Origin of the sequence: Klebsiella indica (assembly GCF_005860775.1) — a bacterium.
GTDB classification, from domain to species: domain Bacteria; phylum Pseudomonadota; class Gammaproteobacteria; order Enterobacterales; family Enterobacteriaceae; genus Klebsiella; species Klebsiella indica.
Genome location: NZ_VCHQ01000003.1, coordinates 45,765 through 70,470 on the forward strand (window position 1 = coordinate 45,765; position 24,706 = coordinate 70,470).

Consider the following 24,706-nt stretch of genomic DNA (forward strand, 5'->3'; position numbering starts at 1 on the left):
TCGGGAAATATATCAATAATGAATTGATTGGTAATGAAAATTTGTGGGTTAACTTGCATGGGAAATAAAGCCAAAGACGATGAACTGTACCAGGAAATGTGTCGCGTAGTCGGCAAAGTGGTGCTGGAAATGCGCGATCTGGGTCAGGAACCGAAACATATTGTCATTGCGGGCGTGGTGCGAACGGCCCTCGCAAACCTGAAAGTCCAGCGCTCCGCGCTGACCCGGGAAGCGATGGAAAAAGTGGTCGACGCCCTTTCGGGGAACTGACCGCGCCTGCGTTGTGCCGCAGATCAGGAAATGACGAAACGAATCACCGCTTTTACCGCAATATCGCTGTGGTGTTCAATCATCGCTTCGTCGTCAATTTCTGGTAACGGATCGTCCATAAACAGGCTGCTGAAGGTATAAAAATTTGATACCTGGTAAAAACTCACGCTGCTGATCAACCGGTGAACATCGCGCGCTTCCAGCCCCGCCTGAAATATTCCCTGCTGCTGGCCGCGCTGCAGAATATCTTCGAGAATCGACAGGGCGGTGCGGTTTAATGGTTTCAGTTGACCGGATTTTTTCAGCCACTTGCCGCGCTGCATGTTTTCCATACAAATCACGCGAATAAAATCGGCGTGCGTGGCGTGAAAGCGCACGCTCCACTTCACCAGTTGTACCAGCGCTTCGACCGGCGGCACATTTTCCAGACCAAGCTGCTGCTCCGTTTCGCGGATCCGCGCGTAGACATGTTGTAATACCGCCAGATAAAGCTGTTCTTTAGTTTTGAAGTAATAGACCACCATACGCTTGGTGGTTTGCGCCTCGGTGGCGATCTGTTCCAGTCTCGCGCCCGACACGCCATGCCCGGCGAATACGGTAATGGCGGCCGCGAAGATCTTCTCTTTCAGGGAGAGTGCATCATCATGAGCAACGGGGGGCATAACGGCTCCTTTTCTGAGTTCTTAAGCTGAAAAAATAGGCATAGTGGTCGCAATGTCGCAACCCATCATGGCGCAATTGAACCAAATGATACATATTCAGATCTTAGCGCTGATAATGACACGAGGATACGTATGCTGCGCTCCATCGCGACCGTCTCGATCTCCGGTACGTTACCTGAAAAGCTGCACGCGATTGCTGCGGCAGGCTATCAGGGCGTTGAAATCTTTGAAAACGATCTGCTCTATTATACCGGCACGCCGGCAGATATCCGTCATCAGGTGGCTGATTTAGGGCTAAAAATCACGCTTTTTCAACCCTTTCGTGATTTTGAAGGCGCCAGCCGCGACCAGTTTGCGGCGAATATGGAACGGGCCAGGCGCAAATTCGCGCTGATGCATGAGCTGGGCTGTGACACGATGTTGCTGTGCAGTAATGTCCAGCCGGATTGTTCTGCGGATGTTGAACTGCAGGTGGCGGATTTACGCGCTCTGGCTGAACTGGCAGAGCGCGAGGGCATCGCCATCGGCTACGAGGCGCTGGCCTGGGGCACGCACGTCAACCGCTGGCATCAGGCCTGGGAGCGGGTTAAAAGCGTCAACAGTCCGGCGCTGGGAATTGTCCTCGACAGTTTCCATGTTCTGGCGCGGGGCGACACGCTTCAGCGGCTGACGGAAGTCCCGGTGGAGAAAATCACTTTTGTGCAGATGGCCGATGCGCCGCGGATGAAAATGGATATCCTGGAATGGAGTCGGCATTTCCGCTGTTTTCCAGGGCAGGGACAACTGCCGCTGGTGGATTTTGCCTGCGAGCTGACCCGCTGCGGCTATCGCGGCCCGTGGTCGCTGGAGATTTTCAACGACAGCTTTCGCGGATCGCCCAACGGCGCGACGGCGAAAGACGGCTATCGCTCGCTGTTGTGGCTGGAAGAGCAGACCCGCCAGCGGTTACCGCAGAGCGACGCGCCGCTGTTTAGCCTGGCTGAACTCCCCGTTTATGCCGGGCTGGCGTTTATTGAATTTACCGCCGGTTCCGCGGAAGCTAACGAACTGGGACAAAGGCTGGCGCAACTGGGATTTGCCGAGGAGGGGACGCATCGTTCTAAATGCGTCTCCCTCTGGCGCAATGGTGGGGCTCGGGTGGTGGTCAACGCCCAGCCTCACAGTTGGGCCGACCATTTTTACCAGCGGCACGGGGTCTCACTCTGCGCCATGGCGCTGCGCGTCAGCCACAGCAGCACGAGCGTGGCGCGTGCCCGCGCCTACGGTTACGCCACCTGGCAGGGGGATGCCGGGCCAAATGAAAGCTCAATCCCGGCGATTTGCGCCCCGGACGGCAGTCTGATTTACCTGATTGAAACGGGCGAGGATATTTACGCTCGCGATTTTCATCTGCGAACGGATCTCACCCTGCGTGAGGATTATTGTGGCATTGACCACCTGGCGCTCGGCATGGAAGCAGACAGCCGCGATAACTGGATTATCTTTTTCCGTACCGTATTCGGTTTCACCCTTGAGCATGAACAGACGCTGCCGGATCCCTACGGGCTGGTGCGCAGCCTGGCAGTGCGCAGCCCACAGGGGGATATTCGCCTGGCGTTAAATATTTCACAAAGCCGCGCGACTCAGATCGCCCGCTCGGTGGCCTGCTATCAGGGAGCCGGTTTACAGCATGCGGCTTTTGCCTGCCGCGATTTACCCGACACGCTTGAACACGTGCCGCAGGTCTCCGTGAACGCGCTACCGATCCCGGCGAACTATTACGAGGATCTGCTGGCTCGTTTTGGCGACAAAGACTGCATTAACCAGCTAAAACGTCTGCACATTCTCTACGATCGCGACGATAGCGGCGGTGAGTTCCTGCACCTCTACACCCGTCCATTCTCATCCGGTCGTTTTTTCTTCGAGTTAATCGAGCGACGCAAAGGTTATGCGGCATATGGCGCGGTAAACGCGGCGGTGCGCCTGTCGGCGATGCGTTTGTCGGAGAAGCCGTGATGATTTCCTCCGTTTGTGGAAATTGGCTGCTGAAACAACCTGAACCCGGTTAATATATCGCTATATTTTCTGGAATATAGCGATGGGTGCTTATGACAACCTCTTTAAGGCTGTTAGCGGCGGGGAGCCTGAAAAGCGCGTTCCTTCCGCTACTGGCGCGTTTTCAACAACAGTGTGGGATAACGGTCGAAGCGCAATTTGGTCCGGCAGGCCTGCTGCGTGAGCGTATCGAGGCCGGGGAGCCATGCTCTGTATTTGCTTCGGCTAATCGCCAGCATCCGCAGGCGCTGCGCCAGGCCGGGCTGGCCGGAGAGTGCCAGTTGTTCGCCCGTAACCAACTGATGCTGACCGCCCGCCGTGGCGCGGACACTGAAGCGCGGGACTGGCTGGCGCTGCTCAGCGATCCCGGATTGCGTCTTGCCACCTCCACGCCCGGCTGCGATCCATCCGGCGATTACACCTGGCAGCTTTTTTCTCGTATTGATGCGCGTTGTCCCGGCACTGGCGCCGCCATGATGGCCCGCGCGCAGCAACTGGTTGGCGGACGAGACTCTTTGCGGGTGCCTGCGGGAGAAATCGCCGGGGCATGGCTGCTTCATGAAAACGTAACCGATCTGTTTATCGGCTATGCGCATTATGCCATGCAGATGACGGCGTATGACGACCTGCGCATGCTGGTCATCCCTGCGCCGTGGAATATTTGCTGCGACTATCACCTGACGCAAATTGACCCCTGCGCCGGTGCCCGGCAGCTGTGCCGTTTTATCCTCAGTACCGAGGGCCAGCGCTATCTGAAAAACGCGGGGTTTTTGGGCATCAACGACGAATCGTAAACTGAGGAGCCAGCAGCGGTACCGCCGAGCCGGGATGATTGATTTTATGTACCGGCAAACCATAGGCATGCTGAAGATTCTCTTCCGTCAGCACGTCTGTTGATTTTCCCGCCAGCCACTGAAGGTTCGGCAGCAGGAGCAGAGTGTGGCTTGCCACCTGCAGAGCATGGGTCGGATCGTGAGTGGTAAAGAGCACGGTGCGTTTGTGGCGATGGGCAAGGTCGCTAATCAACTGCAATACCACCTGCTGGTTGGCGAGATCCAGCGCTGAGCAAGGTTCATCCAGTAACACATTCTGGCTGGCGCCCACCAGCGCCCGGGCGATCATCACCAGCTGCTGCTGTCCACCGGAAAGGGAGCGAAATACTTTGCTGGCCAGCGGCGCGATCCCCAGTTGCGCCAGCGCCTCCTGTACCCGGCGCTCATCTTGCGCTGAAGGCTGCGCAAACAGATTAACGTGGCGTGCCCGTCCCATCAGCACCACATCGCGTACCTGCCAGCTGAAAGCCGGACGAAATGACTGCGGCACCATTGCGATACCGCCCTGGCTGGCAAACTGACCGCCGAGCGGCGTCAGCACCCCGGTCAGGGTATCAAGCAGGGTGCTTTTACCGCGCCCGTTAGCGCCGAGTACCGCCCAGGTCTCGCCGGCGCGGCATTGCAGGCTCAGCGGCGCAAATAATGGCTGACGATGGCCGTAGCGTAATTCGGTTAAACGCAGAGAAGTGGTCATCCGTGCGCGCCTCTGCGCCGGGAGTGTACCAGCAACCAGGTAAACAGCGGCGCGCCAAGCAGAGCGGTAATAATACCAATGGGAATTTCCGCCTGCGTCAGCGTACGAGCAAGGTCATCGACAATAATCATAAAACTGCCGCCGAGCCAGAAAGCGGTTGGCAGAAGACGCCGATGATCGGCGCCTGCCAGAAGCCGGGCCAGGTGTGGGATCACCAGCCCGACCCACGCAATACTGCCGCTCACCGCGACCTGAGCGGCGACCAGAACCGCGCAGCACACCAGTACGCCGCGACGCAGGGCGGTGACGGAAACCCCCAGTCCGCGTGCGTCCTTGTCTTCCAGCGCCAGCAGGTTAATCCGCCAGCGTAGTTTAATGAGCACCGCTGCTGCGCAGGTTAGCGGAATCGCCATGATAAACACTTTGTGCCAGTTTGCCGTGGCGAAACTGCCGAGCAGCCAGAAGACAATATTCGGCAGCGTTTCTTCTGTATCGGCGAGATACTGCATCAGGCTTACCAGCGCGGCAAAAAAACCGCTGAGAATAATGCCCGAGAGAATCAGCGCCAGCGTGTTTTCCCGTCCCTGCAGTGCGGCAATCAGGTAAACCAGGATTAGCGCGGCAAGACCGAAGAAAAAGGTCGACGTCATCATCAGCGGGATATTGAGCCCCAGCAGAATCGCCAGCGTGCCGCCAAACGCGGAGCCGGAGGTCACGCCGATAATATGCGGGTCCACCAGCGGGTTCTGGAATACACCCTGCAACGTGGCCCCGCACAGCCCCAGCGCGCCGCCGGCCAGCAGCGCCATTACGATTCTCGGCAACCGGATCGACCAGACAATCTGCCCGGTCACATCGCCAGTGGCGGAAGCATGCCCTAACTGACGCAGAACTTCCGTCAGGCTCAGGGGATACTGGCCAAAACTGATCGAGGCGACGGCAATCAACAGCGTCGCCAGCGCGAGGGTATATTGCAGCAGGGCTGGATGACGCTTACTGAGCATCCGGTGTCCACTTCACGCGATAGAAACGCTGATAGTAATCCTGCGCTTGTGCATTGACATCAACGTTGTTATAGCGTGAGGGGTAGAGTTTTTTCGCCATCCACAGTTCGCCGATCGCCAGCGCTTCCGGCATTGGGTAGCCCCAGGCTTTGGCATATTCCGGCATCAGCCACACGCGGTGATTTTTCACCGCGTCAATGCGCTGCCACTGGGGATCGTTTTGGATCTGTTTCACTACGTTCGGGTAACGGTCCTGGACGAAAATGACCTGCGGATTCCATTGCAGCACTTGCTCCAGCGAGACCTGACGCGCGCCTTTTACGCTGGCGGCGGCGACATTTAACGCTCCGGCGTGCTTCATCATCAGCCCGGTATATTTGCCGGAACCATAGGTGTTGAGATCCGGGTTAGCCATATACACGCGCACCCGCTGGTTTTCCGGGATATCGGCCACCGGCGCGTTGGCTTTTGCGCGCGCGCTGAAGGTGTAATTGATCAGATCTTCAGCCTGTTTTTGACGATCGACGACGGTACCGATCAGGCGGATACCTTCTTTCAGGCCTTCATTGTATGCCTGCTCTTCGTTGACCATCGTCGGGTTCATTTTGTTTTTTTCGCCTGCGGCATCCTGGCGCAGCGAAATCGCCACCACCGGGATCCCGGCATTCTGAATCTGCTGGATCATCGCCTGCGGGGCATAGTTAGCGACGAACACCACCTGCGGGCGCAGCGCCAGCAGGCTTTCGATGTTGACCTGGGTCAGATCGCCCGGCGTCGGCAGTTTCTCAATGTTCGGCATAAAGCGGGCAAACTGCGGGCCGAGCTGTTTTTTCCAGCTGCTCAGGACGCCGACGATATCCTCTGCGGCGTTAAGCTGTACCAGCAGGTTTAAGGTCTGATGCTGGAGTACCACGACGCGGGTGACATGGTCGGGAAGGGTGACCTGACGGCCTATCTGGTCGGTAATGGTTCGGTCGGCAAAGGCCGAATTGACGAACAGACTGGCGCTTAATAGCGTCAGCGTGAGCAAAAAGCGCGGGTGTTTGAACATGGCGTGACTCGATAGCGAATGAATTAACGTTATGCATTAGAATATATAGCGAAGTCAGGCGCAATGGTTATCGGCGCTTTTCCCTTTCAAAATGCGGGTTATTCGTAAAACACTTCTTCGTCAGCCATCCGTTCTTCGAGCTGGCTGGCTACTTTTTGCAACGCGACAAGGTATTTTTGCGCAGCCTGCTCAATGGTCATTGCTTTAGCCATATACACCAGATTCAGGCAGCCGATAACCCGCTGCTGGCTGCGGATTGGCACGGCAATGGCAGCGATTTTTTCTTCCTGTTGCCAGCCGCGGAAGTTTTCGCCATAACCATTTTGCCGGGTGCGTTCAAGAATCGCCGCCAGCTTTTCCGGTTCGCGGGCCAATTGATACTCCGCTTCCGGGCGTGCGGCCAGCATGTCGATGAGTGGGTTTCGCTCATGCTGTGGGGCGAAGGCCAGCCAGGTTAATCCGGACGCGGTCAGCAGCAAAGGCAAACGGCGGCCAACCATCGCCCGGTGAAAGGAGAGCCGACTAAACCGGTGCGTTGTTTCGCGCACCACCATCGCATCGACATCAAGGGTGGTGATGTCGGTGGGCCACAAAACTTCCCGCAACAGCTCGCCAAGCAGTGGGGTGGCGAGGGCAGAAATCCAATGTTCGTCACGAAATCCTTCGCTTAACTGGCGAACTTTGATCGTTAACCGAAAGCTGTCATCGGAACGGCTGCGGCGAACATATCCCTCCTCCTGTAGCGTTTCCAGTAGTCGTCTGACGGTGGTGCGATGCAGACCGCTAAACTCGGCCAGCGTGCTCACCGTCGCGCCTCCATCGAATTTATTTAACAAATTTAATAACAATAATCCGCGGCTTAATCCGCGCACTATTTTGTAATCCGTCGATGAGTTTTCGATCATGCTACCTCAACAAAAATCAATTTAAACAACTATGTGCACCTGGTGCACATCTGATGATGTTTTGATTGTAGCGCAAATCATCGAACCTATACTGACCTCTCAATAAAAATATATTCACATTTAATTAACAAAATGCCGGGCGGATATTGTCCGAATGACGGCAATTTGTCCGAAGCGTGAGGTTCTGAACATGACAACATCGAATCCTGATATCCAGCCTGCTGTACAGCATATTGCTCAGGTTGCCATTGCCGGCGCGGGTCCGGTTGGCCTGATGATTGCCAACTACCTGGGGCAGATGGGGGTCAGCGTACTGTTGATTGAGAAGCTGGCATCGCTGATCGATTATCCCCGCGCCATCGGTATTGACGATGAGGCGCTGCGCGCGATGCAGGCGGTGGGGCTGGTGGACAATGTGCTGCCGCACACCACACCGTGGCACGCGATGCGCTTTCTTACCCCGAAAGGGCGCTGCTTTGCCGATATTCAGCCGATGACCGATGAGTTTGGCTGGTCGCGCCGGAATGCCTTTATTCAGCCGCAGGTTGATGCGGTGATGTACGACGGCCTGAAGCGTTTTCCGCATGTACGCTGCCTGTTCTCCCGTGAAGTCGAAGCCTTTACCCAGAATGGTGACAACGTCACCCTGAATATAAAAGGTCTCAATGGCGAGCGAGAAACAGTACGTGCCGACTGGCTGGTAGCCTGCGATGGCGGGGCAAGTTTTATTCGTCGCACACTGAATATTCCCTTTGAAGGTAAAACCGCGCCCAATCAGTGGATCGTGATCGATATCGCCAACGACCCGCTCGCGACGCCGCATGTTTATCTGTGCTGCGATCCGGTGCGTCCGTATGTGTCCGCCGCGCTGCCGCACGGGGTGAGGCGGTTTGAATTTATGGTGATGCCCGGCGAAACCGAAGCCCAGCTTAGCGAACCGGACAATATGCGCCAGCTGTTGAGTAAGGTGCTGCCGGACCCGGATCGCGTCGAGCTGATTCGTCAGCGTGTTTATACCCATAACGCGCGCATCGCCGAACGCTTTCGCGTAGACCGCGTACTGCTGGCGGGCGATGCCGCGCACATCATGCCGGTCTGGCAGGGGCAAGGTTATAACAGCGGCATGCGCGATGCGTTCAACCTGGCGTGGAAACTGGCGCTGGTGGTGAACGGGAAAGCCGGGGACTCGCTGCTGGACAGCTACCAGCAGGAGCGACGGGATCACGCCAAAGCAATGATTGACCTGTCGGTTACCGCCGGTAATGTCCTGGCGCCGACGAAACGCTGGCATGGCGCAGTGCGCGACGGTATCTCGTGGCTGCTCAACTACCTGCCGCCGGTTAAACGCTACTTCCTCGAAATGCGATTCAAGCCGATGCCGCAGTATCGCGACGGCGCGCTGCTGGCCGAAGGCGAAAGTAAGACTTCACCGGTCGGCAAAATGTTTATCCAGCCGAAAGTGACGCTGGAGGGCGGCCAGGTGACGCTGCTGGATGAAGTGATTGGCGCCAGGTTCGCCATTATCGCCTGGGGCTGCAACCCGCTGTGGGGGTTAAACGATGAGCAGATTTCCCGTTGGCGCGCCGCTGGGACCTGTTTTATCCAGGTGGTGCCAGACATACAAATTCACCGCCAGCAGGACAACGTTCCCGGCGTCATCCGCCTCGGCGACGCACAAAACCGTCTGAAAAGCTGGTTTGCACAGCATGGTACCGCCATCGCCGTTGTGCGACCGGATCGCTTTGTCGCGACGGTGGCGATACCGCAAACCCTGGGCAACAACCTCGACGCGCTGGCGAACAAAATGCAGCTGGCGCCCGCACAACCCGCAACAACCATTGAACAGGTGGCTTGATATGAATGTCTGGCTTCATTGTCTTTCTCATACCCCGCTGGTGGGCTACGTAGACCCGGAACAGGCGGTGCTGGACGAGGTCAACGGTGTCATTGCCGAAGCGCGGGCGCAAATTGCCGCCTTTGACCCGGAACTGGTGGTGCTGTTTGCCCCCGATCACTACAACGGCTTTTTCTACGATGTGATGCCGCCGTTCTGCCTGGGGATCGGCGCAACCTCCATCGGCGATTTCAGCAGCGCCAGCGGCGTTCTGCCGGTGCCGACGTCGCTGGCAGAGGCCTGCGCCCATGCGGTGATGAAAGACGGGATCGATCTGGCGGTTTCTTACTGCATGCAGGTGGATCACGGCTTTGCGCAACCCCTGGAGTTCCTGCTTGGCGGCCTGGATAAGCGGCCGGTTCTGCCGGTGTTTATCAACGGCGTCGCCACGCCGCTGCCGGGATTTCAGCGTACCCGCATGCTGGGCGAAGCCATTGGCCGCTTCCTTACCACCCTGAATAAACGGGTATTAATCCTTGGCTCCGGCGGATTGTCGCATCAGCCGCCGGTGCCGGAGCTGGCGAAGGCCGACGCCCATATGCGCGACCGGTTGTTGGGCAGCGGCAAGCAGTTGCCGCCGGATGAACGGGAACGTCGCCAGCAGCGGGTCATTAGCGCAGCGAAACAGTTTACTAAGGACCAGAACTCGCTCTATCCGCTCAACCCCATCTGGGACAACCGCTTTATGAGCCTGCTGGCGCAGGGGCGGCTGGCGGAGCTGGACGCCATCAGTAATGAAGAACTGTCGGCAATGGCAGGGAAATCGACGCACGAAATTAAAACCTGGGTGGCCGCCTTTGCCGCGCTATCCGCTTTTGGCAACTGGCGCTGCGAGAGCCGTTATTACCGACCTGTCCCCGAGTGGATCGCCGGATTTGGCTCGCTGAGCGCTACCACGCTGAACTGAATTAAAGGGAGAAGATGATGAGCTACCAACCACAAACTGAAGCCGCCACCAGCCGTTTCCTCAACGTCGAAGAGGGCGGAGAAACATTATGTATCCATTTTAACGACTGCGGCCAGGGGGATGAAACCGTGGTCCTGCTGCACGGTTCCGGCCCCGGCGCCACCGGCTGGGCCAACTTCAGCCGCAATATCGATCCGCTGGTCGAGGCGGGCTACCGGGTGATTTTGCTGGATTGCCCTGGCTGGGGGAAAAGCGATTCCATCGTCAACAGCGGCTCCCGTTCTGACCTGAACGCCCGGGTGTTGAAAAGCGTTATTGACCAACTGGAGATCAGCAAAGTGCATCTGCTGGGCAACTCCATGGGCGGCCACAGCGCGGTGGCCTTTACCCTGAGCTGGCCGGAACGCGTCGGCAAGCTGGTGCTGATGGGCGGCGGAACCGGCGGGATGAGTCTGTTTACCCCGATGCCAACGGAAGGCATCAAGCTGCTGAATGGCCTGTACCGTGAGCCGACTATCGAAAACCTGAAAAAGATGATGAATATCTTTGTCTTCGATCCCCGCGATCTGACCGACGCGCTGTTCGAAGCCCGACTCAACAATATGCTGTCCCGCCGGGAACATCTGGATAATTTCGTCAAGAGCCTGGAAGCCAATCCTAAACAGTTCCCGGATTTTAGTCCGCGGCTCGGCGAAATTAGCGCACAAACCTTAATTGTCTGGGGGCGTAATGACCGCTTTGTGCCGATGGACGCCGGGCTACGTCTGCTGGCCGGGATCAATGGCTCAGAACTGCATATCTATCGCGACTGCGGCCACTGGGCACAGTGGGAGCATGCGGACAGTTTCAATCAACTGGTGCTCGATTTTCTGGCGCGAACCTGAGGAACCATCATGACTTCGTTATCTCTTGAACAACTGGCGCAACGGTTGCGTGAGGCGGAAACCACGGGCCAGGCGATGGAACCGCTGCGCGATATTCCTGGCGTCGATAATGCCGAGGCGGCTTACGCCATCCAGAAAATTAACGTGCGGCATCACGTCGCGAATGGTCGCCGGGTGGTGGGGCGTAAGGTGGGGTTGACCCATCCTAAAGTGCAGCGACAGCTGGGCGTTGACCAGCCGGACTTTGGCACCCTGTATGCCGATATGTGCTACGGCGATAACGCCGACATCCCGTTTTCCCGGGTGCTGCAGCCGAAAATTGAGGCAGAAATTGCCCTCGTGCTCAGGCACGACCTGCCACACACCGATACCACCTTTGATGAACTCTATGCCGCTATTGACTGGGTGCTACCTGCGCTGGAGGTGGTTGGCAGCCGCATTCGTGACTGGTCGATTGGTTTTGTCGATACCGTGTCCGATAACGCCTCCTGCGGCGTCTACGTGCTTGGTAGCCCGGCGCGACGTCCGGACGGGTTGGATTTAAAAAACTGCGTCATGCGTATGACCCGTAATCAGGAGGAGGTTTCCAGCGGGTGCGGCAGCGAATGTCTCGGTCATCCGCTAAATGCGGCGGTGTGGCTGGCGCGCAAAATGGCCAGCCTCGGCGAGCCGCTACGGGCCGGGGATATTGTGCTGACCGGGGCGTTAGGCCCAATGGTGGCGATTAACGCCGGCGATCGTTTCGCGGCTGATATCGACGGTTTAGGTTCAGTCGCGGCCACTTTTGTCGCCGAAGAGGAAGGCAGTGATGAGTAAACGTAAAGTCGCGATTATTGGTTCCGGCAATATCGGCACCGATTTAATGATCAAAATTCTGCGTCACGGGCGACATCTGGAGATGGCGGTGATGGTCGGCATCGATCCTGAATCCGACGGCCTGGCCCGCGCCCGGCGCATGGGGATTGCCACTACCTACCAGGGGGTTAGCGGCCTGCTGCAGATGGCGGAATTCGCCGATATCGATTTTGTTTTTGACGCCACCAGCGCCGGGGCGCATGTGAAAAACGACGCCGCGCTGCGGGAAGCCAAACCGGGGATCCGCGTTATCGACCTGACGCCGGCGGCTATTGGCCCGTACTGTGTACCGGTGGTCAACCTTGCGGTCAATCTTGCCGAGGGTAACGTTAATATGGTGACCTGCGGCGGTCAGGCGACTATCCCGATGGTGGCGGCGGTATCCAGGGTGGCGAAAGTGCACTACGCGGAAATTATCGCTTCGATTGCCAGTAAATCCGCAGGGCCGGGAACGCGGGCCAATATTGATGAATTTACCGAAACCACCTCACAGGCTATTGAGAAAGTCGGCGGGGCGGCGAAAGGCAAAGCGATTATCGTGCTGAACCCGGCGGAGCCGCCGCTAATGATGCGCGATACCGTTTATGTACTCAGCGAAGCGGCGTCGCAGCAGGAAATTGCCGCTTCGATCGCGGAGATGGCGGCGGCAGTGCAGGCTTATGTGCCGGGATACCGCCTGAAGCAGCAGGTACAGTTTGAGGTGATCCGCGAAGATAAGCCGGTGAATCTGCCGGGCGTTGGCCGCTTCTCCGGCCTGAAAACCGCGGTTTACCTGGAAGTTGAAGGGGCGGCGCACTACCTGCCAGCCTACGCCGGTAACCTCGATATTATGACCTCGGCGGCGCTGGCAACGGCGGAAAAAATGGCCCAGGCGATGAACGACACGGCGGGAGACGCGGCATGAACGGTAAAAAACTCTATATCTCAGACGTGACCCTACGCGATGGCATGCACGCCATACGCCACCAATACTCTCTCGATCATATCCGCCAGATTGCCCGGGCGCTGGACAGCGCAGGCGTGGATTCAATAGAAGTCGCCCACGGTGACGGTTTGCAGGGATCGAGCTTCAATTACGGCTTTGGCGCACACAGCGATATTGAGTGGATTGAAGCGGCGGCAGAGTCGGTCAGTCAGGCGAAAATCGCCACGTTATTGCTGCCGGGCATCGGAACGTTGCACGATCTTAAAAATGCATATCAGGCCGGGGCGCGGGTGGTGCGGGTCGCGACTCACTGTACTGAAGCGGATGTTTCCGCGCAGCATATTGCCTTTGCCCGGGAACTGGGAATGGACACCGTTGGTTTTTTGATGATGAGCCATATGATCCCGGCGGAACAGCTGGCGCAGCAGGCGCTGAAGATGGAATCGTACGGCGCGACCTGTATCTATGTGGTCGATTCCGGCGGCGCGATGAATATGAACGATGTTCGCGACCGTTTCCGCGCCCTGAAGACGGTACTGAAGCCGGAAACCGCTACCGGGATGCACGCGCACCATAACCTGAGTCTTGGGGTCGCCAACTCAATAGTCGCGGTGGAAGAGGGCTGCGACCGGATCGACGCCAGCCTGGCAGGAATGGGCGCTGGCGCGGGTAACGCGCCGCTGGAGGTATTTATCGCTGCGGCCGATAAGCTTGGCTGGAACCACGGTACCGATCTCTACGCGTTAATGGACGCTGCCGACGAACAGGTGCGCCCGCTACAGGACCGCCCGGTGCGCGTTGACCGGGAAACGTTGGCGCTGGGCTACGCCGGAGTGTACTCCAGTTTCCTGCGCCATAGCGAAGTGGCGGCGGCCCGTTACGGGTTGAGCGCGGTCGATATTCTTGTCGAGCTGGGCAAGCGGCGGATGGTGGGGGGACAGGAAGATATGATCGTCGATGTCGCGCTGGATCTGCTTAACCAGCATAAAAAATAAAAGAAACGCGCGGCTGGCAAGGTATCAGCCGCCATTCACCTGTTCCGATTATCAGGATATCTCCTGGGTACACTATGATGACGACCAATACTGCACGCGCTTCACGCCTGATGTTAACCGTCGGGCTCTGTTTTATGGTGGCCCTGATGGAAGGGCTGGATCTGCAGGCGGCGGGTATTGCCGCCGTGGGTATGGCGCGGGCGTTCGCGCTGGATAAAATGCAGATGGGCTGGGTTTTCAGCGCCGGGATCCTAGGCCTGCTGCCCGGCGCGCTGATTGGCGGTATTCTGGCGGACCGCCATGGCCGCAAGCGGATTCTGCTGGGTTCGGTTTTCCTGTTTGGCCTGTTCTCGATTGCCACTGCGCTGGCGTGGAGTTTCCCGGTGCTGCTGTTGGCACGCGTGTTTACCGGCATCGGGCTGGGGGCGGCGTTACCGAATCTGATTGCGTTAACCTCGGAAGCCGCCGGTCCCCGCTTTCGCGGCAGAGCGGTCAGCCTGATGTACTGCGGCGTTCCCATTGGCGCGGCGCTGGCGGCGGCGCTGGGTTTTTTCGGTCTCGCGAACGCCTGGCAGACGGTATTCTGGGTTGGCGGTATCGTTCCGCTGTTGCTGGTGCCATTATTGATTCGCTGGCTGCCGGAATCGCCGATTTTTCAGCATCGCACGACAAGCGTGCCGCTGCGCACGTTGTTCGCACCGGATAATGCCACCGCTACCTTGCTATTGTGGTTGTGCTATTTCTTCACTTTGCTGGTGGTGTATATGCTGATTAACTGGCTGCCGATGCTGTTAGTCGGCCAGGGATTCAGCGCCAGCGAGGCGGCGGGAGTGATGTTTGTGCTGCAGTTTGGCGCCGCCTGCGGCACGCTGCTGCTGGGCACGCTGATGGATAAGCTCAGTCCGCTGTGGATGTCGCTGCTGATTTACAGCGGTATGCTGACGTCGCTGCTGGCGCTGGGAACCGCCACATCGCTGGGGGCGATGCTATTTTCAGGGTTCGTCGCCGGACTGTTCGCCACCGGCGGGCAGAGCGTGCTCTATGCTCTGGCTCCGCTGTTTTATCGTAGCGAAATCCGCGTCACCGGGGTGGGTAGCGCGGTGGCGATTGGCCGTCTTGGCGCGATGAGCGGCCCGCTATTGGCCGGGAAAATGCTGGCATTGGGTACCGGTACTGTTGGGGTGATGGCCGCCTCCGCCCCCGGTATTTTGCTGGCCGGCGTGGCGGTATTCTGGCTGATGAAACGCCAGAAGCGTTCGGCGGTGGCCTGAGGTTTTCCGGTTAAGCGCAGCGCCAGCGGGGGACTTTCCCGATTTACAGCACCTTAAATCCGTGTGTGCCATCGCGTGCCAGCTGTTCAACGAGGCCGAACTCCCAGTCGAGGTAGGCCTGCATTGCCGAAGGCGAATTATCGGTCCCTTCATACGGGCGTCGATAGCGATCGCTACGCGGCGTGGCCAGATGCGTCTCGCCATGTTCCAGCGCCAGCCCGGCGTTAATCCACGCCAGCGTTCCGCCATTCAACAGTTGCACCGGTTTACCGGTTAATGCCGCCACTTCGGGCACCGCATATCTTGCCAGCAGGCTGCTGCCACAGGTGACAACGTAACGCTCAGCTGTAGGGAGCACCTCCAGCGCCTGGCGCAACTGTGAACGGACCAGCCAGTAAGCGCCGGGAATATGACGGGAGACATAGTTGGCGCTGGTGGTGAAATCCAGCACTATGGTGCCCGGTTCCCGCAGCTGTTCCGCTAACTGGCGCGGGGAAATTTCCACGGCCTGCGGCCCCGGCGGTACGCTGGCGGCGGGATTGCCGCGTTCGCTAAAGTCATCCAGGCGCGCATTGTTTAATACGGCAACCTCCCAGCCCATCTGCGCCAGCCAGGAGGCGGTAATTGGCGCACGAACGCCATCATCAGCGATAAGCACGATTCTCGCTCCGCGTACGCTGGCGAAATGATCGGTTTCCTGTACCAGTTGCCCGCCGGGCGCGCTGATGCTCTGTGGCAGATGGCCTGCGGCGTACTCCTCCGGGCTACGGACATCAAACAGGTAAGTGGTACGCGCGGGCTGCTGCTGCCAGCGCTCAAGGGTATGGCTGTCAATAAAGACAACCCCCGCGCGTTCGGCGAGTTGCGTTACCTCCGCCACCCGCTCAGCCGAGGCGCGAAAATCTGCGTCGTAGCGCCGCTGCTGGCCGTGCTCAAGTTCGAGTCCCGCCAGGCTCCAGCCGATAGTGCCGTTGCGCAATGCATAAACCGGATTTGTCAGACCGGCATTAAGTAACGATTGGCTGCCGATAATGCTGCGTGTACGCCCTGCGCAGTTGACGATAACCGTCGTCTGCGGCGAAGGAATCAGTCCCTCAATGCGCAGCGCCAGTTCCCCGCCAGGCACGCTGATGCTGCCGGGAATATTCATGGTTTGATACTCATCGAAACGGCGTGCATCGACGATAATGACTTCCTGCCCGTTATCGATTCGCGCTTTCACCTCTTCGGCGCTCAAAGAGGGCGTATGTCGCTTGCTCTCTACCAGTTCCCCGAACGCTTTGCTCGGCGAATTGACGTCCTGAAACAGCTCTCCGCCGCTACGCTGCCAGCCCTGCAGGCCGCCTTCCAGTAAAGTCACATCCTGATAACCCCAGCGATGCAGGCGCTCAACGGCCTGTTCCGCCAGACCTTCACCGTCGTCGTAAACGGTAATTGCCGTCGTCAGGCGCGGTACGCGGCGAAAAATTTCCAGTTCCAGCTTGCTGAGCGGCAGACTGGCGGCGAAAAGTGGATGATTGCGCGCAAATTCGGCCTCTTCACGAACATCGATCAGCGCCAGCTCTGCGCCGTCAAGCAGCGCCTGGCGCAGCTGTGCCGCCGGGCGATAAGAGTATGTGGACATATTAATTATCCTTAGAGAGATCCCAGATATTGGGTAAGTGACGATTGGAGTAGCCGGAGACAAAAGGTTTGACGAGTCCTTCCGGGGTATAAACCGCGCGCCTGACGCCGCCGATATTGCCGCCGTAAACGTGAATACTGATAGAAACCTTATCCGCCAGCGCGTTGCTTACCCGGTGAATATCGCCATCCTGGGAGGAGACTTTTTCCACTTCGCCAGGGGAGAGTTGTTGGGCAAGGCCGCTAACCACCGGTTGTCCGCTCTTGTTCAGGCGGTAGCGCTGATTCACCTCTGCGCCGCGCAGCATACCGATAGCCCCCCACACCCGATGGTCGTGAATTGGCGTCGATTGTCCGGGCCCCCAGACGAAACTCACTACGGAAAAGCGCTGACCGGAATCGGCATGTAACAGATACTGCTGATAATGGTGAGGATGGGGCAGAGTGTACTCTTCCGGTAGCCAGTCATCTTTTTTCACCAGTTCGCCCAGACGCCGGGCCACGGCATCAAGCAAAGCGGGCTCATCGGCAAACTCGCGATGCAGGGCGTCAATGTCCTGAATAAACTGGCGTAATTTTTCCACTTGCGGTGCGGTCATGGTCGCTTCCTGTTATCGGGACTGGTCTTTACGCTAGCAAAGGCGTTAATATAATTAAAATGCAATTTCTGAATATATTAATATGCAAAAATAACATTGATAGCCTACCCATCAAGCGTCATTGGCGCAGACAGTTTGAACACGGCCAGCGCGGAAGAACCGGAGCGTACACGTAGTACGTGAGGATTCTGAGCACTGCCCAGGTTCAAAATGGCAAGCAAAATAGCTCTGATGGGCCAGGCTTTAAGGACGCTATGCGCATTGACGACATCGACGCTCTGCTGGCCACCGTACAGTTTTCTTCCCTTAACCAGGCCGCAGACTATCTTGGCATTACCCAATCGGCGATCACTCGTCGCCTTCAGCGTCTGGAACAAACTCTGAACGTCACATTGCTGGCGCGTCAGACCCGACCGCTTACCCTGACCGCCGCCGGACACCGGGTTTACGAACAGTGTCTGAGCATCAAGCGGGAAACTAAAAAGCTGTATGGCCTGCTTGATCCCGAGGCGGAACCGCAAGGCATCCTGCGGCTCGGCGTGCCGCAAAGCGTGGCGGAAACTGCGCTGCAACCGGCGCTGACGGCGCTTCGTCAGCAATTCCCCGCTCTGCAACCGCAGGTCACCTGCGGCTGGAGCGGACTGTTGCAAAGACGGCTGGCGAGCGTCGAGCTGGATGGCGTGCTGGCGATGGGGCCTGAACAACAAAGTTTTGCTGAAGGATACAGCGGGCGACTGCTGTGCCCGCTGGATATTGTGGTGATTGCGGCGAAAAGCTGGCGTCTGCACGCCGGCGCGCTGCGGGATTGCGCGGAGAAGGGCTGGGTGCTGAATGCTGATGGCTGCGGCCTGCGGGCCGGGCTGATCCGTGCGCTGCAATCACAGGGATTGCGCCTAACGCTGAATGTGGAAACCGCAGGGGCTCAGTTGCAAATTGGCCTCGTGGCTCAGGGGCTGGGACTTGGCCTGGTGCCGCGCGCTGCGCTGGCCGCCAGTCCGTGGCGCGATGACGTTACGGTATTGACGCTGGAGGATTTTCATCCCGAGGTTCATCTATGGCTGGTTCATGCGCAGAATCTGGCGAACCTCAGCCAGCCGCTCACTTTTTTTGCCGGTAAAATCGTTCAGCAGCTTAATGTATCTGGTTGAAATACATATTTAATTTATTTAAATGCCGATATCGCATATTAAGATATGATAAAAATGCATTTTGTTCATTAAGGGCCTGTGTATAGGGTAATGAAAACGCGCCGCCGCTGCGGCCCATTCGTTATCCTGATACAAGGAGTTCTGTATGAGCATTCAGTTTCTCGGCATGATTGGCCACCGTCTGTCGTCCGAAACCATTCCTCCGGCGGGGCCGATCTTCGATCGCGATTACATCGTACGCTTTGCGCAAGCCCATGAAGCTGCGGGTTTTGACCGCCTGCTGGTCGGGCACTGGTCCGATCAACCGGACGGATTTCTGGTGACTGCGCTGGCTGGGCTATCGACGCAAAACATCAATTTTCTGCTGGCTCATCGTCCCGGTTTTATCTCGCCAACCCTTGCCGCGCGTAAATTCGCCACTCTTGAGCACCTGCTGGGGGGACGCCTTGCGGTGCATATCATTAGCGGCGGCAATGACGCAGAGCAACGCCGCGATGGCGATTATCTCGATCATGATCAGCGCTATGCGCGTACCGATGCTTTCCTCGACACCATTCGCAAGGTCTGGACCGCTGAACAGCCGGTGGATATCGCCAATGATTTTTATCAGGCGGAGCAGGCCTGGTCGGCGATTCGTCCGTTGCAAAAGCCGCATATTCCCCTCTATTTCGGCGGCTCATCGGACGCGGCTATTGCGGTAGCCGGCAAACATGCCAACGTCTTCGCCCTGTGGGGAGAATCGCTGGCGCAAACCCAGGAAACTATTCAGCGCGTGCGGGCCGAGGCGGCGAAACATCAGCGTGAAATTGGCTTCAGCGTCTCATTCCGTCCGATTATCGCCGATACCGAAGCTGAGGCCTGGGAGAAGGCCGAACATATTCTCCATGTCGCTACCGAGCGGGCGGCGCAGACCGTGGGCGGTTTTAAAGCCAAACCTGATAGCGTCGGGGCGCAGCGCCTGCGGGCAACGGCAGAGCAGGGCAAGGTGGTGGATAAACGCCTGTGGACCGGGATTGCGCAACTGGTGGGCGGAGGGCACAACTCCACCGCGCTGGTTGGCACCCCGGAACAGGTCGCCGATGCGCTGCTTGATTACTACGATCTCGGCGTGCGTAATTTCCTGATCCGTGGATTCGATCCGCTCAACGATGCCCAGGACTACGGTAAAGCGCTGCTGCCGATTACCCGCGAAAAAGCCGCATTACGCGCCGTAGCGGAGCGCGCATCGTGACCACTCAGACTACCGATGACTGGGCTCAGCAGCTCCCGGAGATTCGTCAACTCATGGCGGAGCAGGCGGCCAGCCTCGACGTCAGCGGCGACTTTCCGCGGCACAATATTGACCGTCTGCGCCAGCGCGGGTTTTTAAGCCTCGCCGTGCCGCAGCAGTACGGCGGGGCGGGGGTCGGTTTGCCAGGGCTTCAGCAGGCCATCGCCGCCATTGCCTGGGGCGAACCGGCGACGGCGCTGATCGTCTGCATGCAGTATCTGCACCATCTGCGGCTGGCGGAGAACGAAAACTGGGCTGAACCGCTACGCCAGCGGGTTTTTCAGGATGCCGTCGAACGAGGTGGCTTAATCAACAGCCTGCGCGTGGAGCCGGAACTGGGCTCTCCGGCACGCGGCGGTCTGCCGCAAACCGTGGCGATCCGCAGCGCAAAGGGCTGGCAAGTTAGCGGTCATAAAATCTATACCACCGGGATCGAGGGTCTCAGTTGGCTGGCTATCTGGGGGCGCAGCGACGACAGTCCGCCGCTGATCGGCACCTGGCTGGTTCCTCGCGATAGCGACGGCATCAGCGTTGTTAAAAGCTGGGATCACGCCGGAATGCGGGCAACCGGCAGCCACGAAGTCATTCTGAAAAACGTGCGGGTGGCCGCAGAGAACGCGGTGGACGTATGGTCTTCCGATGCGCCTCCGGCTCAGGATGCCGAACAGTTCCGTCTGTTTGCCAACCGCCATACGGCGCTACTCACGGCGATTTACGACAGTATCGCTCGCGCAGCGCGCGACTGGCTGGTGGCGTGGCTTAACGGGCGGACTCCCGGAAATCTTGGACAACCGCTTTCCAGCCTGCCGCGAGTGCAGGAAAAAGTCGGGCAAATTGACGGGCTGTTACTGGTGAATCGCACTCTGCTGGAGAAGGCCGCAGAGCTGGATTTTTCCGTCATCGAGGCGAACCTCGCAAAAGTCACCATTACCGAGAATGCTATTCAGGCGGTGAATCTGGCGCTGGAGCTCACCGGCAATCATGGTCTGAGTCGGCAAAACCCTCTGGAACGCCACTATCGCAACGTGCTGTGCGGACGGGTTCATACCCCGCAGAACGACAGTGCGTGGCTGGCGGCAGGTAAATATGTTTTTAAAAAATAAGGATAATTCATATGCGCATACTCAATTTTACCCGTTTAGCCGGGGCGGTCATCCTGCTGGCGCTGAGCGGCTATGCGGCGGCCCAGGAACGAATCACGCTGCGAATCGCCGATCAAAAAGGCGGAATGCGTTCGCAGCTGGAGGCCGCCAATGCCTTACAAAATCTCCCTTACGATATTAAGTGGTCCGAGTTCCCGGCCGCCGCGCCGCTGGCGGAAGCGCTCAATGCAGGTGCCGTGGATGCCGGGATTATCGGCGATGCGCCGTTGCTGTTCGCACTGGCTAACGGTGCGCCGGTCAAAGCTATTGCCGTCGATAAAAGCAACCCGGCCGGTACTGCTGTGCTGGTCTCTCCCGGCAGTCCGTTGAAAAACGCGGCGGATTTAAAAGGCAAGCGTATCGCCACCGGTAAGGGGTCGATTGGCCATTTCGTGGCGCTGAAAGCGCTGGAACAGGCGGGTATTTCGCCGAAAGATGTGCAGTGGGTATTTCTCGGTCCGGTGGATGCCAAAGTGGCGCTGCTTAGCGGCTCGGTTGATGCCTGGGCGACCTGGGAGCCGTATACGACCCAACTGGTCAAGACCGGTGCCGGGCAGATCCTGGTCACCGGTAAAGGGCTGCTGCCGGGCAATACCTTCCTGGCGGCAACGAATGATGCCCTTAAAGATCCGCAAAAGCATGCGGCGCTTCAGGATTACCTTAATCGCCTGGCCACGGCCCAGCGCTGGGCCTACGACAACCTCGATAGTTACGGCAAAACATTGGGGGAAATTATCCGTTTCCCGGCGGATATCGCCCGCGCGCAGTTCGCCAATCGCCATTCCCAGTGGCTGCGTCTGGACCCGCAGACGGTAGCCCAGCAGCAGTCTACAGCGGACTTTTATTTCACCAATGGGCTGATCCGCGCAAAGCTGGACGTGAAGCCGACATTTGATAATGGTTTTAGCGTGCCTGCCGCGCAGGTGGAGGTGGCACCATGATGACATCCGGTTTTTCCCGTCGTCGTTTCTTACAGTTGACCGGTAGCGCCGCGTTGGCGGGAGTATCTTTGCCGCTATGGGCCCATGATATGGCAGCCGCAGGCAGCGGGCTGGCGCATCCGGCTCTGCGCCTGGCGGAACCGTACAAAATTAAACTGGCGATCAACAAAAACGCGGTATGCCTTGCCCCCGTCGCGGTGGCGGAGCAGCAGAAAATTTTCAGTAAGTATAATCTCGATGTTGAGTTCGTTAACTTCGGTAATTCGACGGATGTGCTGCTGGAGGCGATTGCCACCGGCAAGGCCGACGCCGGAGTGGGAATGGCGTTGCGCTGGCTGAAGGCGCTGGAGCAGGGATTTGACGTTAAGCTTACTGCCGGGACTCACGGCGGCTGTTTGAATCTGCTGACGGCAAAAAATTCGCCGTTCGGCGGCCTTGATAGCCTGAAAGGGCAAACGATTGGCGTCACCGATATGGCCGGACCAGATAAAAACTTCTTCGCGATTTTACTTAAGCGCCACGGCATCGATCCGATAAGCGATGTGCAGTGGAAAGTCTATCCGGCCGATCTGCTCAGCGTGGCGCTGGATAAACGCGAAATCGCCGCCATTAGCGGCAGCGAACCGTTTAGCTATCGCCTGCTGAAAACCGGTAAATATCAGCTTATCGCCAGCAATATGACCGGCGATTACGCAAATCTGAGCTGCTGCGTGCTGGGCGTCAGCGGGACCCTGGTGCGTGATCATAAACCTGCGGCGGCCGCGCTAACTCAGGCTATTCTTGAGGCGCACAGCTATGCCGCCGCGCACCCGGAAAGCGTGGCGCAATCCTTCCTCGCCCATGCTCTGAATACCAATGAAGCGGAGATTAGCGGCATCCTTCACGGCCAGGGGCACGGCCACCACGCGGTGGGCGAGGCGTTTGTCAAAGAGCTGACACAGTACGCCGTGGACCTTCAGCGCGTTCAGGTGATCAAACAGGGCGTCGATCCTCACCAGTTTGCGGAGAGCATTTATGCCAACGTATTCGCCTGAACGGGTGCTATCGTGCCAGACAAGTCGCAGGTCGCTGTGGCGGGAAGGCGGGCTTGCCGCCGCGCTATGGCTGCTGGGCGGCCTCTTTACGCAGGCCTGGCCTGATGCCGGGCGACGTTGGCCGTTTAGCGAAGCGTGGGCGCTGGCGCAGCTGACTATCGGCGGCGGACTGTTGCTGCTGGCGCTGAGCTACCGCTACTGGCGGCAGCGGGGCGCGCGTTTGCAGCATGCCGGAAAGTGGCTGGCGCTGCTGCCGGTGCTGTTTGCGCTATGGGAAGGTCTGACGGCGAAAACGGCGTTGCTGCCTGTGCCGTTTTTCGCGCCGCCGCAGGCGCTGATTGAAGTGCTGCATGATGACTGGCCGCGTCTGCTCGATAGTCTGCTGCATTCATTGGGGTTACTCGGATTCGGTGTTTTGCTTGGCACTAGCAGCGGTTTTATCAGCGGTCTGGCGATCGGCTGGTCCCAGCGCATCGGCTACTGGGTACATCCGGTTTTACGCCTGCTGGGGCCGGTGCCGTCCACCGCCCTGCTGCCTTTATGCCTGTTTATCTTTCCCTCAAGTTTCGGCGCCAGCGTTTTTCTGATTGCGCTCAGTACCTGGTTTCCGGTCACGGTACTGACCTGGTCCGGGGTTATCGGTATCGATAAGGCGTGGTATGACGTGGCGCGGACTCTGGGTGCCAGCCAGCGCTTTCTGATCCTGCGAGTGGCGATTCCTGCCGCTTTGCCGAACGTATTTGTCGGCCTGTTTATGGGGCTTGGCGCATCATTTTCGGTATTGATTGTCGCCGAAATGGTGGGGGTGAAATCCGGGATCGGTTTTTATTTGCAATGGGCGCAGGGTTGGGCGGCATATCCCAATATGTACGCGGCGTTGCTGATGATGGCGCTTTTATGCTCTGGCCTGATAAGCGGGCTGTTTGCGGTACGTGACCGGCTGCTGAGCTGGCAGCGGGGAGGGATGCAATGGTAACTGCGACGGTAACGTCCCAGGCGACATCGATCGGGGCTGAAGTGTCGATAAATCATCTTCATCATGCGTTCACCCTCGGTAAACAGACGGTTCCGGTTCTGGAGAATATCAGCCTGCAACTACGGGCAGGAGAGAGCGTTGCGCTGCTCGGGCCATCGGGCTGCGGTAAATCGACCCTGCTGCGGCTGCTGGCGGGGCTGGAGCCGCAGCAGAGCGGGCAGATCCAGATCGATCGTACAACGATGGGCGGACCGGGGCCCGAGCGGATTCTGGTGTTTCAGGACCCGACGCTTTACCCGTGGCTGACGGTGCGGCAAAACGTGCTGCTGGGGCCGCAGGCGCAGGGGAAGAAGGGGCTGGAGCCAAAGGCCGACGCGCTGATTTCGCGAATCGGACTCCAGGCATTTAGCGAGGCGTGGCCGCGTCAGCTTTCCGGCGGGATGGCGCAACGTGCGGCGCTGGCGCGCGCGTTGTTAAATGAACCGCGCCTTCTGTTATTAGATGAGCCGCTGGGAAAACTCGATTCGCTCACACGCATCAGTATGCAGCGGGAGTTGATCGCCTTGTGGCAGCAGCAGGGCTATACCAGCCTGCTGGTGACCCACGATATCGAAGAGGCGTTACTGCTATGCGAGCGGGTACTGGTCATGTCGCCGCGTCCTGGGAGAATTATCGCCGAATTTGCGCTACCGCTTGAATTTCCTCGCCATCGTGACAATCCGCTGCTGTTGCAGCATCGGCAGGATATTTTGCGCATTCTGGGGCAGGCAGAGGATTGGTAAGGCATTG

General features: G+C 58.2%; 23 protein-coding genes and 1 pseudogene. 17 read left to right on the top strand and 7 right to left on the bottom strand.

Annotated elements, in window-relative coordinates; genetic code table 11:
* The first annotated feature begins 57 nt into the window (after positions 1 to 57).
* Entirely contained in the window at positions 58 to 270 is a 213-nt protein-coding gene (gene fumD, locus FE839_RS02305; RefSeq protein WP_138358737.1) for a fumarate hydratase FumD, read from the top strand.
* A 23-nt stretch (positions 271 to 293) separates the two neighbouring features.
* Here fumD and FE839_RS02310 read toward each other — a convergent pair whose 3' ends face one another.
* Positions 294 to 932, bottom strand: a complete 639-nt coding sequence (locus tag FE839_RS02310) for a TetR/AcrR family transcriptional regulator (protein WP_138358739.1) — start codon at positions 930 to 932, stop codon at positions 294 to 296.
* 132 nt (positions 933 to 1,064) lie between these two features.
* On the opposite strand from FE839_RS02310, the gene FE839_RS02315 reads away from it, so the two are divergent.
* Positions 1,065 to 2,927 carry a bifunctional sugar phosphate isomerase/epimerase/4-hydroxyphenylpyruvate dioxygenase family protein gene (locus FE839_RS02315; protein ID WP_138358741.1) on the top strand — a complete coding sequence of 621 codons (1,863 nt, stop codon included), beginning with the start codon at positions 1,065 to 1,067 and terminating at the stop codon, positions 2,925 to 2,927.
* 92 nt (positions 2,928 to 3,019) lie between these two features.
* On the top strand, positions 3,020 to 3,760 hold the full coding sequence (locus FE839_RS02320) for a substrate-binding domain-containing protein (protein WP_138358743.1): 741 nt from the start codon (positions 3,020 to 3,022) through the stop codon (positions 3,758 to 3,760).
* Here the strand turns inward: FE839_RS02320 and FE839_RS02325 are convergent.
* From FE839_RS02325 to FE839_RS02340, 4 genes are all read right to left on the bottom strand, one after another.
* Entirely contained in the window at positions 3,744 to 4,493 is a 750-nt protein-coding gene (locus FE839_RS02325) for an ABC transporter ATP-binding protein (RefSeq protein WP_138358745.1), read from the bottom strand. The genes FE839_RS02320 and FE839_RS02325 overlap by 17 nt on opposite strands.
* Positions 4,490 to 5,497, bottom strand: a complete 1,008-nt coding sequence (locus FE839_RS02330) for a FecCD family ABC transporter permease (RefSeq protein WP_138358747.1) — start codon at positions 5,495 to 5,497, stop codon at positions 4,490 to 4,492. Before FE839_RS02330 ends, FE839_RS02325 begins: the two co-directional genes overlap by 4 nt.
* A complete protein-coding gene (locus FE839_RS02335) occupies positions 5,487 to 6,548 on the bottom strand; it encodes an ABC transporter substrate-binding protein (RefSeq protein WP_138358749.1) in 1,062 nt (353 codons plus the stop codon). The genes FE839_RS02330 and FE839_RS02335 overlap by 11 nt, the downstream gene beginning before the upstream one ends.
* A gap of 98 nt (positions 6,549 to 6,646) precedes the next feature.
* Positions 6,647 to 7,453, bottom strand: coding sequence for a DNA-binding transcriptional regulator (locus FE839_RS02340; RefSeq protein WP_138358751.1), 807 nt, complete (start codon positions 7,451 to 7,453; stop codon positions 6,647 to 6,649).
* Positions 7,454 to 7,643: 190 nt separating this feature from the next.
* Here FE839_RS02340 and FE839_RS02345 point away from each other — a divergent pair, with 190 nt between their 5' ends.
* From FE839_RS02345 to mhpT, 7 genes are all read left to right on the top strand, one after another.
* Positions 7,644 to 9,308 (top strand): bifunctional 3-(3-hydroxy-phenyl)propionate/3-hydroxycinnamic acid hydroxylase, encoded by a 1,665-nt coding sequence (locus tag FE839_RS02345; protein ID WP_138358753.1) that lies wholly within the window; start codon positions 7,644 to 7,646, stop codon positions 9,306 to 9,308.
* 1 nt (position 9,309) lies between these two features.
* Positions 9,310 to 10,254 (top strand): 2,3-dihydroxyphenylpropionate/2,3-dihydroxicinnamic acid 1,2-dioxygenase, encoded by a 945-nt coding sequence (gene mhpB, locus FE839_RS02350; protein ID WP_138358755.1) that lies wholly within the window; start codon positions 9,310 to 9,312, stop codon positions 10,252 to 10,254.
* 17 nt (positions 10,255 to 10,271) lie between these two features.
* The gene (gene mhpC, locus FE839_RS02355; RefSeq protein WP_138359009.1) at positions 10,272 to 11,138 is read left to right on the top strand and encodes a 2-hydroxy-6-oxonona-2,4-dienedioate hydrolase; all 867 of its coding nucleotides are present in this window, start codon (positions 10,272 to 10,274) and stop codon (positions 11,136 to 11,138) included.
* Positions 11,139 to 11,147: 9 nt separating this feature from the next.
* On the top strand, positions 11,148 to 11,954 hold the full coding sequence (mhpD, locus tag FE839_RS02360) for a 2-keto-4-pentenoate hydratase (protein WP_138358757.1): 807 nt from the start codon (positions 11,148 to 11,150) through the stop codon (positions 11,952 to 11,954).
* Positions 11,947 to 12,897, top strand: a complete 951-nt coding sequence (mhpF, locus tag FE839_RS02365) for an acetaldehyde dehydrogenase (RefSeq protein WP_138358759.1) — start codon at positions 11,947 to 11,949, stop codon at positions 12,895 to 12,897. Before mhpD ends, mhpF begins: the two co-directional genes overlap by 8 nt.
* Positions 12,894 to 13,913: a 4-hydroxy-2-oxovalerate aldolase gene (gene mhpE, locus FE839_RS02370; RefSeq protein WP_138358761.1), complete on the top strand. Its 1,020-nt coding sequence runs from the start codon at positions 12,894 to 12,896 to the stop codon at positions 13,911 to 13,913. Before mhpF ends, mhpE begins: the two co-directional genes overlap by 4 nt.
* Positions 13,914 to 13,987: 74 nt before the next feature.
* Entirely contained in the window at positions 13,988 to 15,184 is a 1,197-nt protein-coding gene (mhpT, locus tag FE839_RS02375; RefSeq protein WP_138358763.1) for a 3-(3-hydroxy-phenyl)propionate transporter MhpT, read from the top strand.
* 43 nt (positions 15,185 to 15,227) lie between these two features.
* On the opposite strand, the gene FE839_RS02380 is transcribed toward mhpT, so the two are convergent.
* Together FE839_RS02380 and FE839_RS02385 are read right to left on the bottom strand one after the other, a co-directional pair.
* Positions 15,228 to 16,808, bottom strand: a complete 1,581-nt coding sequence (locus FE839_RS02380; RefSeq protein ID WP_138358765.1) for a rhodanese homology domain-containing protein — start codon at positions 16,806 to 16,808, stop codon at positions 15,228 to 15,230.
* A 1-nt stretch (position 16,809) separates the two neighbouring features.
* The gene (locus FE839_RS02385; protein WP_138358767.1) at positions 16,810 to 17,406 is read right to left on the bottom strand and encodes a cysteine dioxygenase family protein; all 597 of its coding nucleotides are present in this window, start codon (positions 17,404 to 17,406) and stop codon (positions 16,810 to 16,812) included.
* A gap of 254 nt (positions 17,407 to 17,660) precedes the next feature.
* Here FE839_RS02385 and FE839_RS02390 point away from each other — a divergent pair, with 254 nt between their 5' ends.
* From FE839_RS02390 to FE839_RS02420, 7 genes and pseudogenes are all read left to right on the top strand, one after another.
* On the top strand, positions 17,661 to 18,554 hold the full coding sequence (locus tag FE839_RS02390) for a LysR family transcriptional regulator (protein ID WP_138358769.1): 894 nt from the start codon (positions 17,661 to 17,663) through the stop codon (positions 18,552 to 18,554).
* Between the two features lie 145 nt (positions 18,555 to 18,699).
* Positions 18,700 to 19,804: pseudogene (locus FE839_RS02395) on the top strand (LLM class flavin-dependent oxidoreductase).
* Between the two features lie 34 nt (positions 19,805 to 19,838).
* The gene (locus tag FE839_RS02400; RefSeq protein ID WP_138359011.1) at positions 19,839 to 20,927 is read left to right on the top strand and encodes an acyl-CoA dehydrogenase family protein; all 1,089 of its coding nucleotides are present in this window, start codon (positions 19,839 to 19,841) and stop codon (positions 20,925 to 20,927) included.
* An 11-nt stretch (positions 20,928 to 20,938) separates the two neighbouring features.
* Positions 20,939 to 21,907 (top strand): ABC transporter substrate-binding protein, encoded by a 969-nt coding sequence (locus FE839_RS02405; protein ID WP_138358773.1) that lies wholly within the window; start codon positions 20,939 to 20,941, stop codon positions 21,905 to 21,907.
* The gene (locus tag FE839_RS02410; RefSeq protein ID WP_138358775.1) at positions 21,904 to 22,941 is read left to right on the top strand and encodes an ABC transporter substrate-binding protein; all 1,038 of its coding nucleotides are present in this window, start codon (positions 21,904 to 21,906) and stop codon (positions 22,939 to 22,941) included. Before FE839_RS02405 ends, FE839_RS02410 begins: the two co-directional genes overlap by 4 nt.
* Positions 22,922 to 23,917, top strand: a complete 996-nt coding sequence (locus FE839_RS02415; RefSeq protein ID WP_138358777.1) for an ABC transporter permease — start codon at positions 22,922 to 22,924, stop codon at positions 23,915 to 23,917. Before FE839_RS02410 ends, FE839_RS02415 begins: the two co-directional genes overlap by 20 nt.
* On the top strand, positions 23,911 to 24,699 hold the full coding sequence (locus FE839_RS02420; protein ID WP_138358779.1) for an ABC transporter ATP-binding protein: 789 nt from the start codon (positions 23,911 to 23,913) through the stop codon (positions 24,697 to 24,699). Before FE839_RS02415 ends, FE839_RS02420 begins: the two co-directional genes overlap by 7 nt.
* The last annotated feature ends 7 nt before the right edge of the window (positions 24,700 to 24,706 follow it).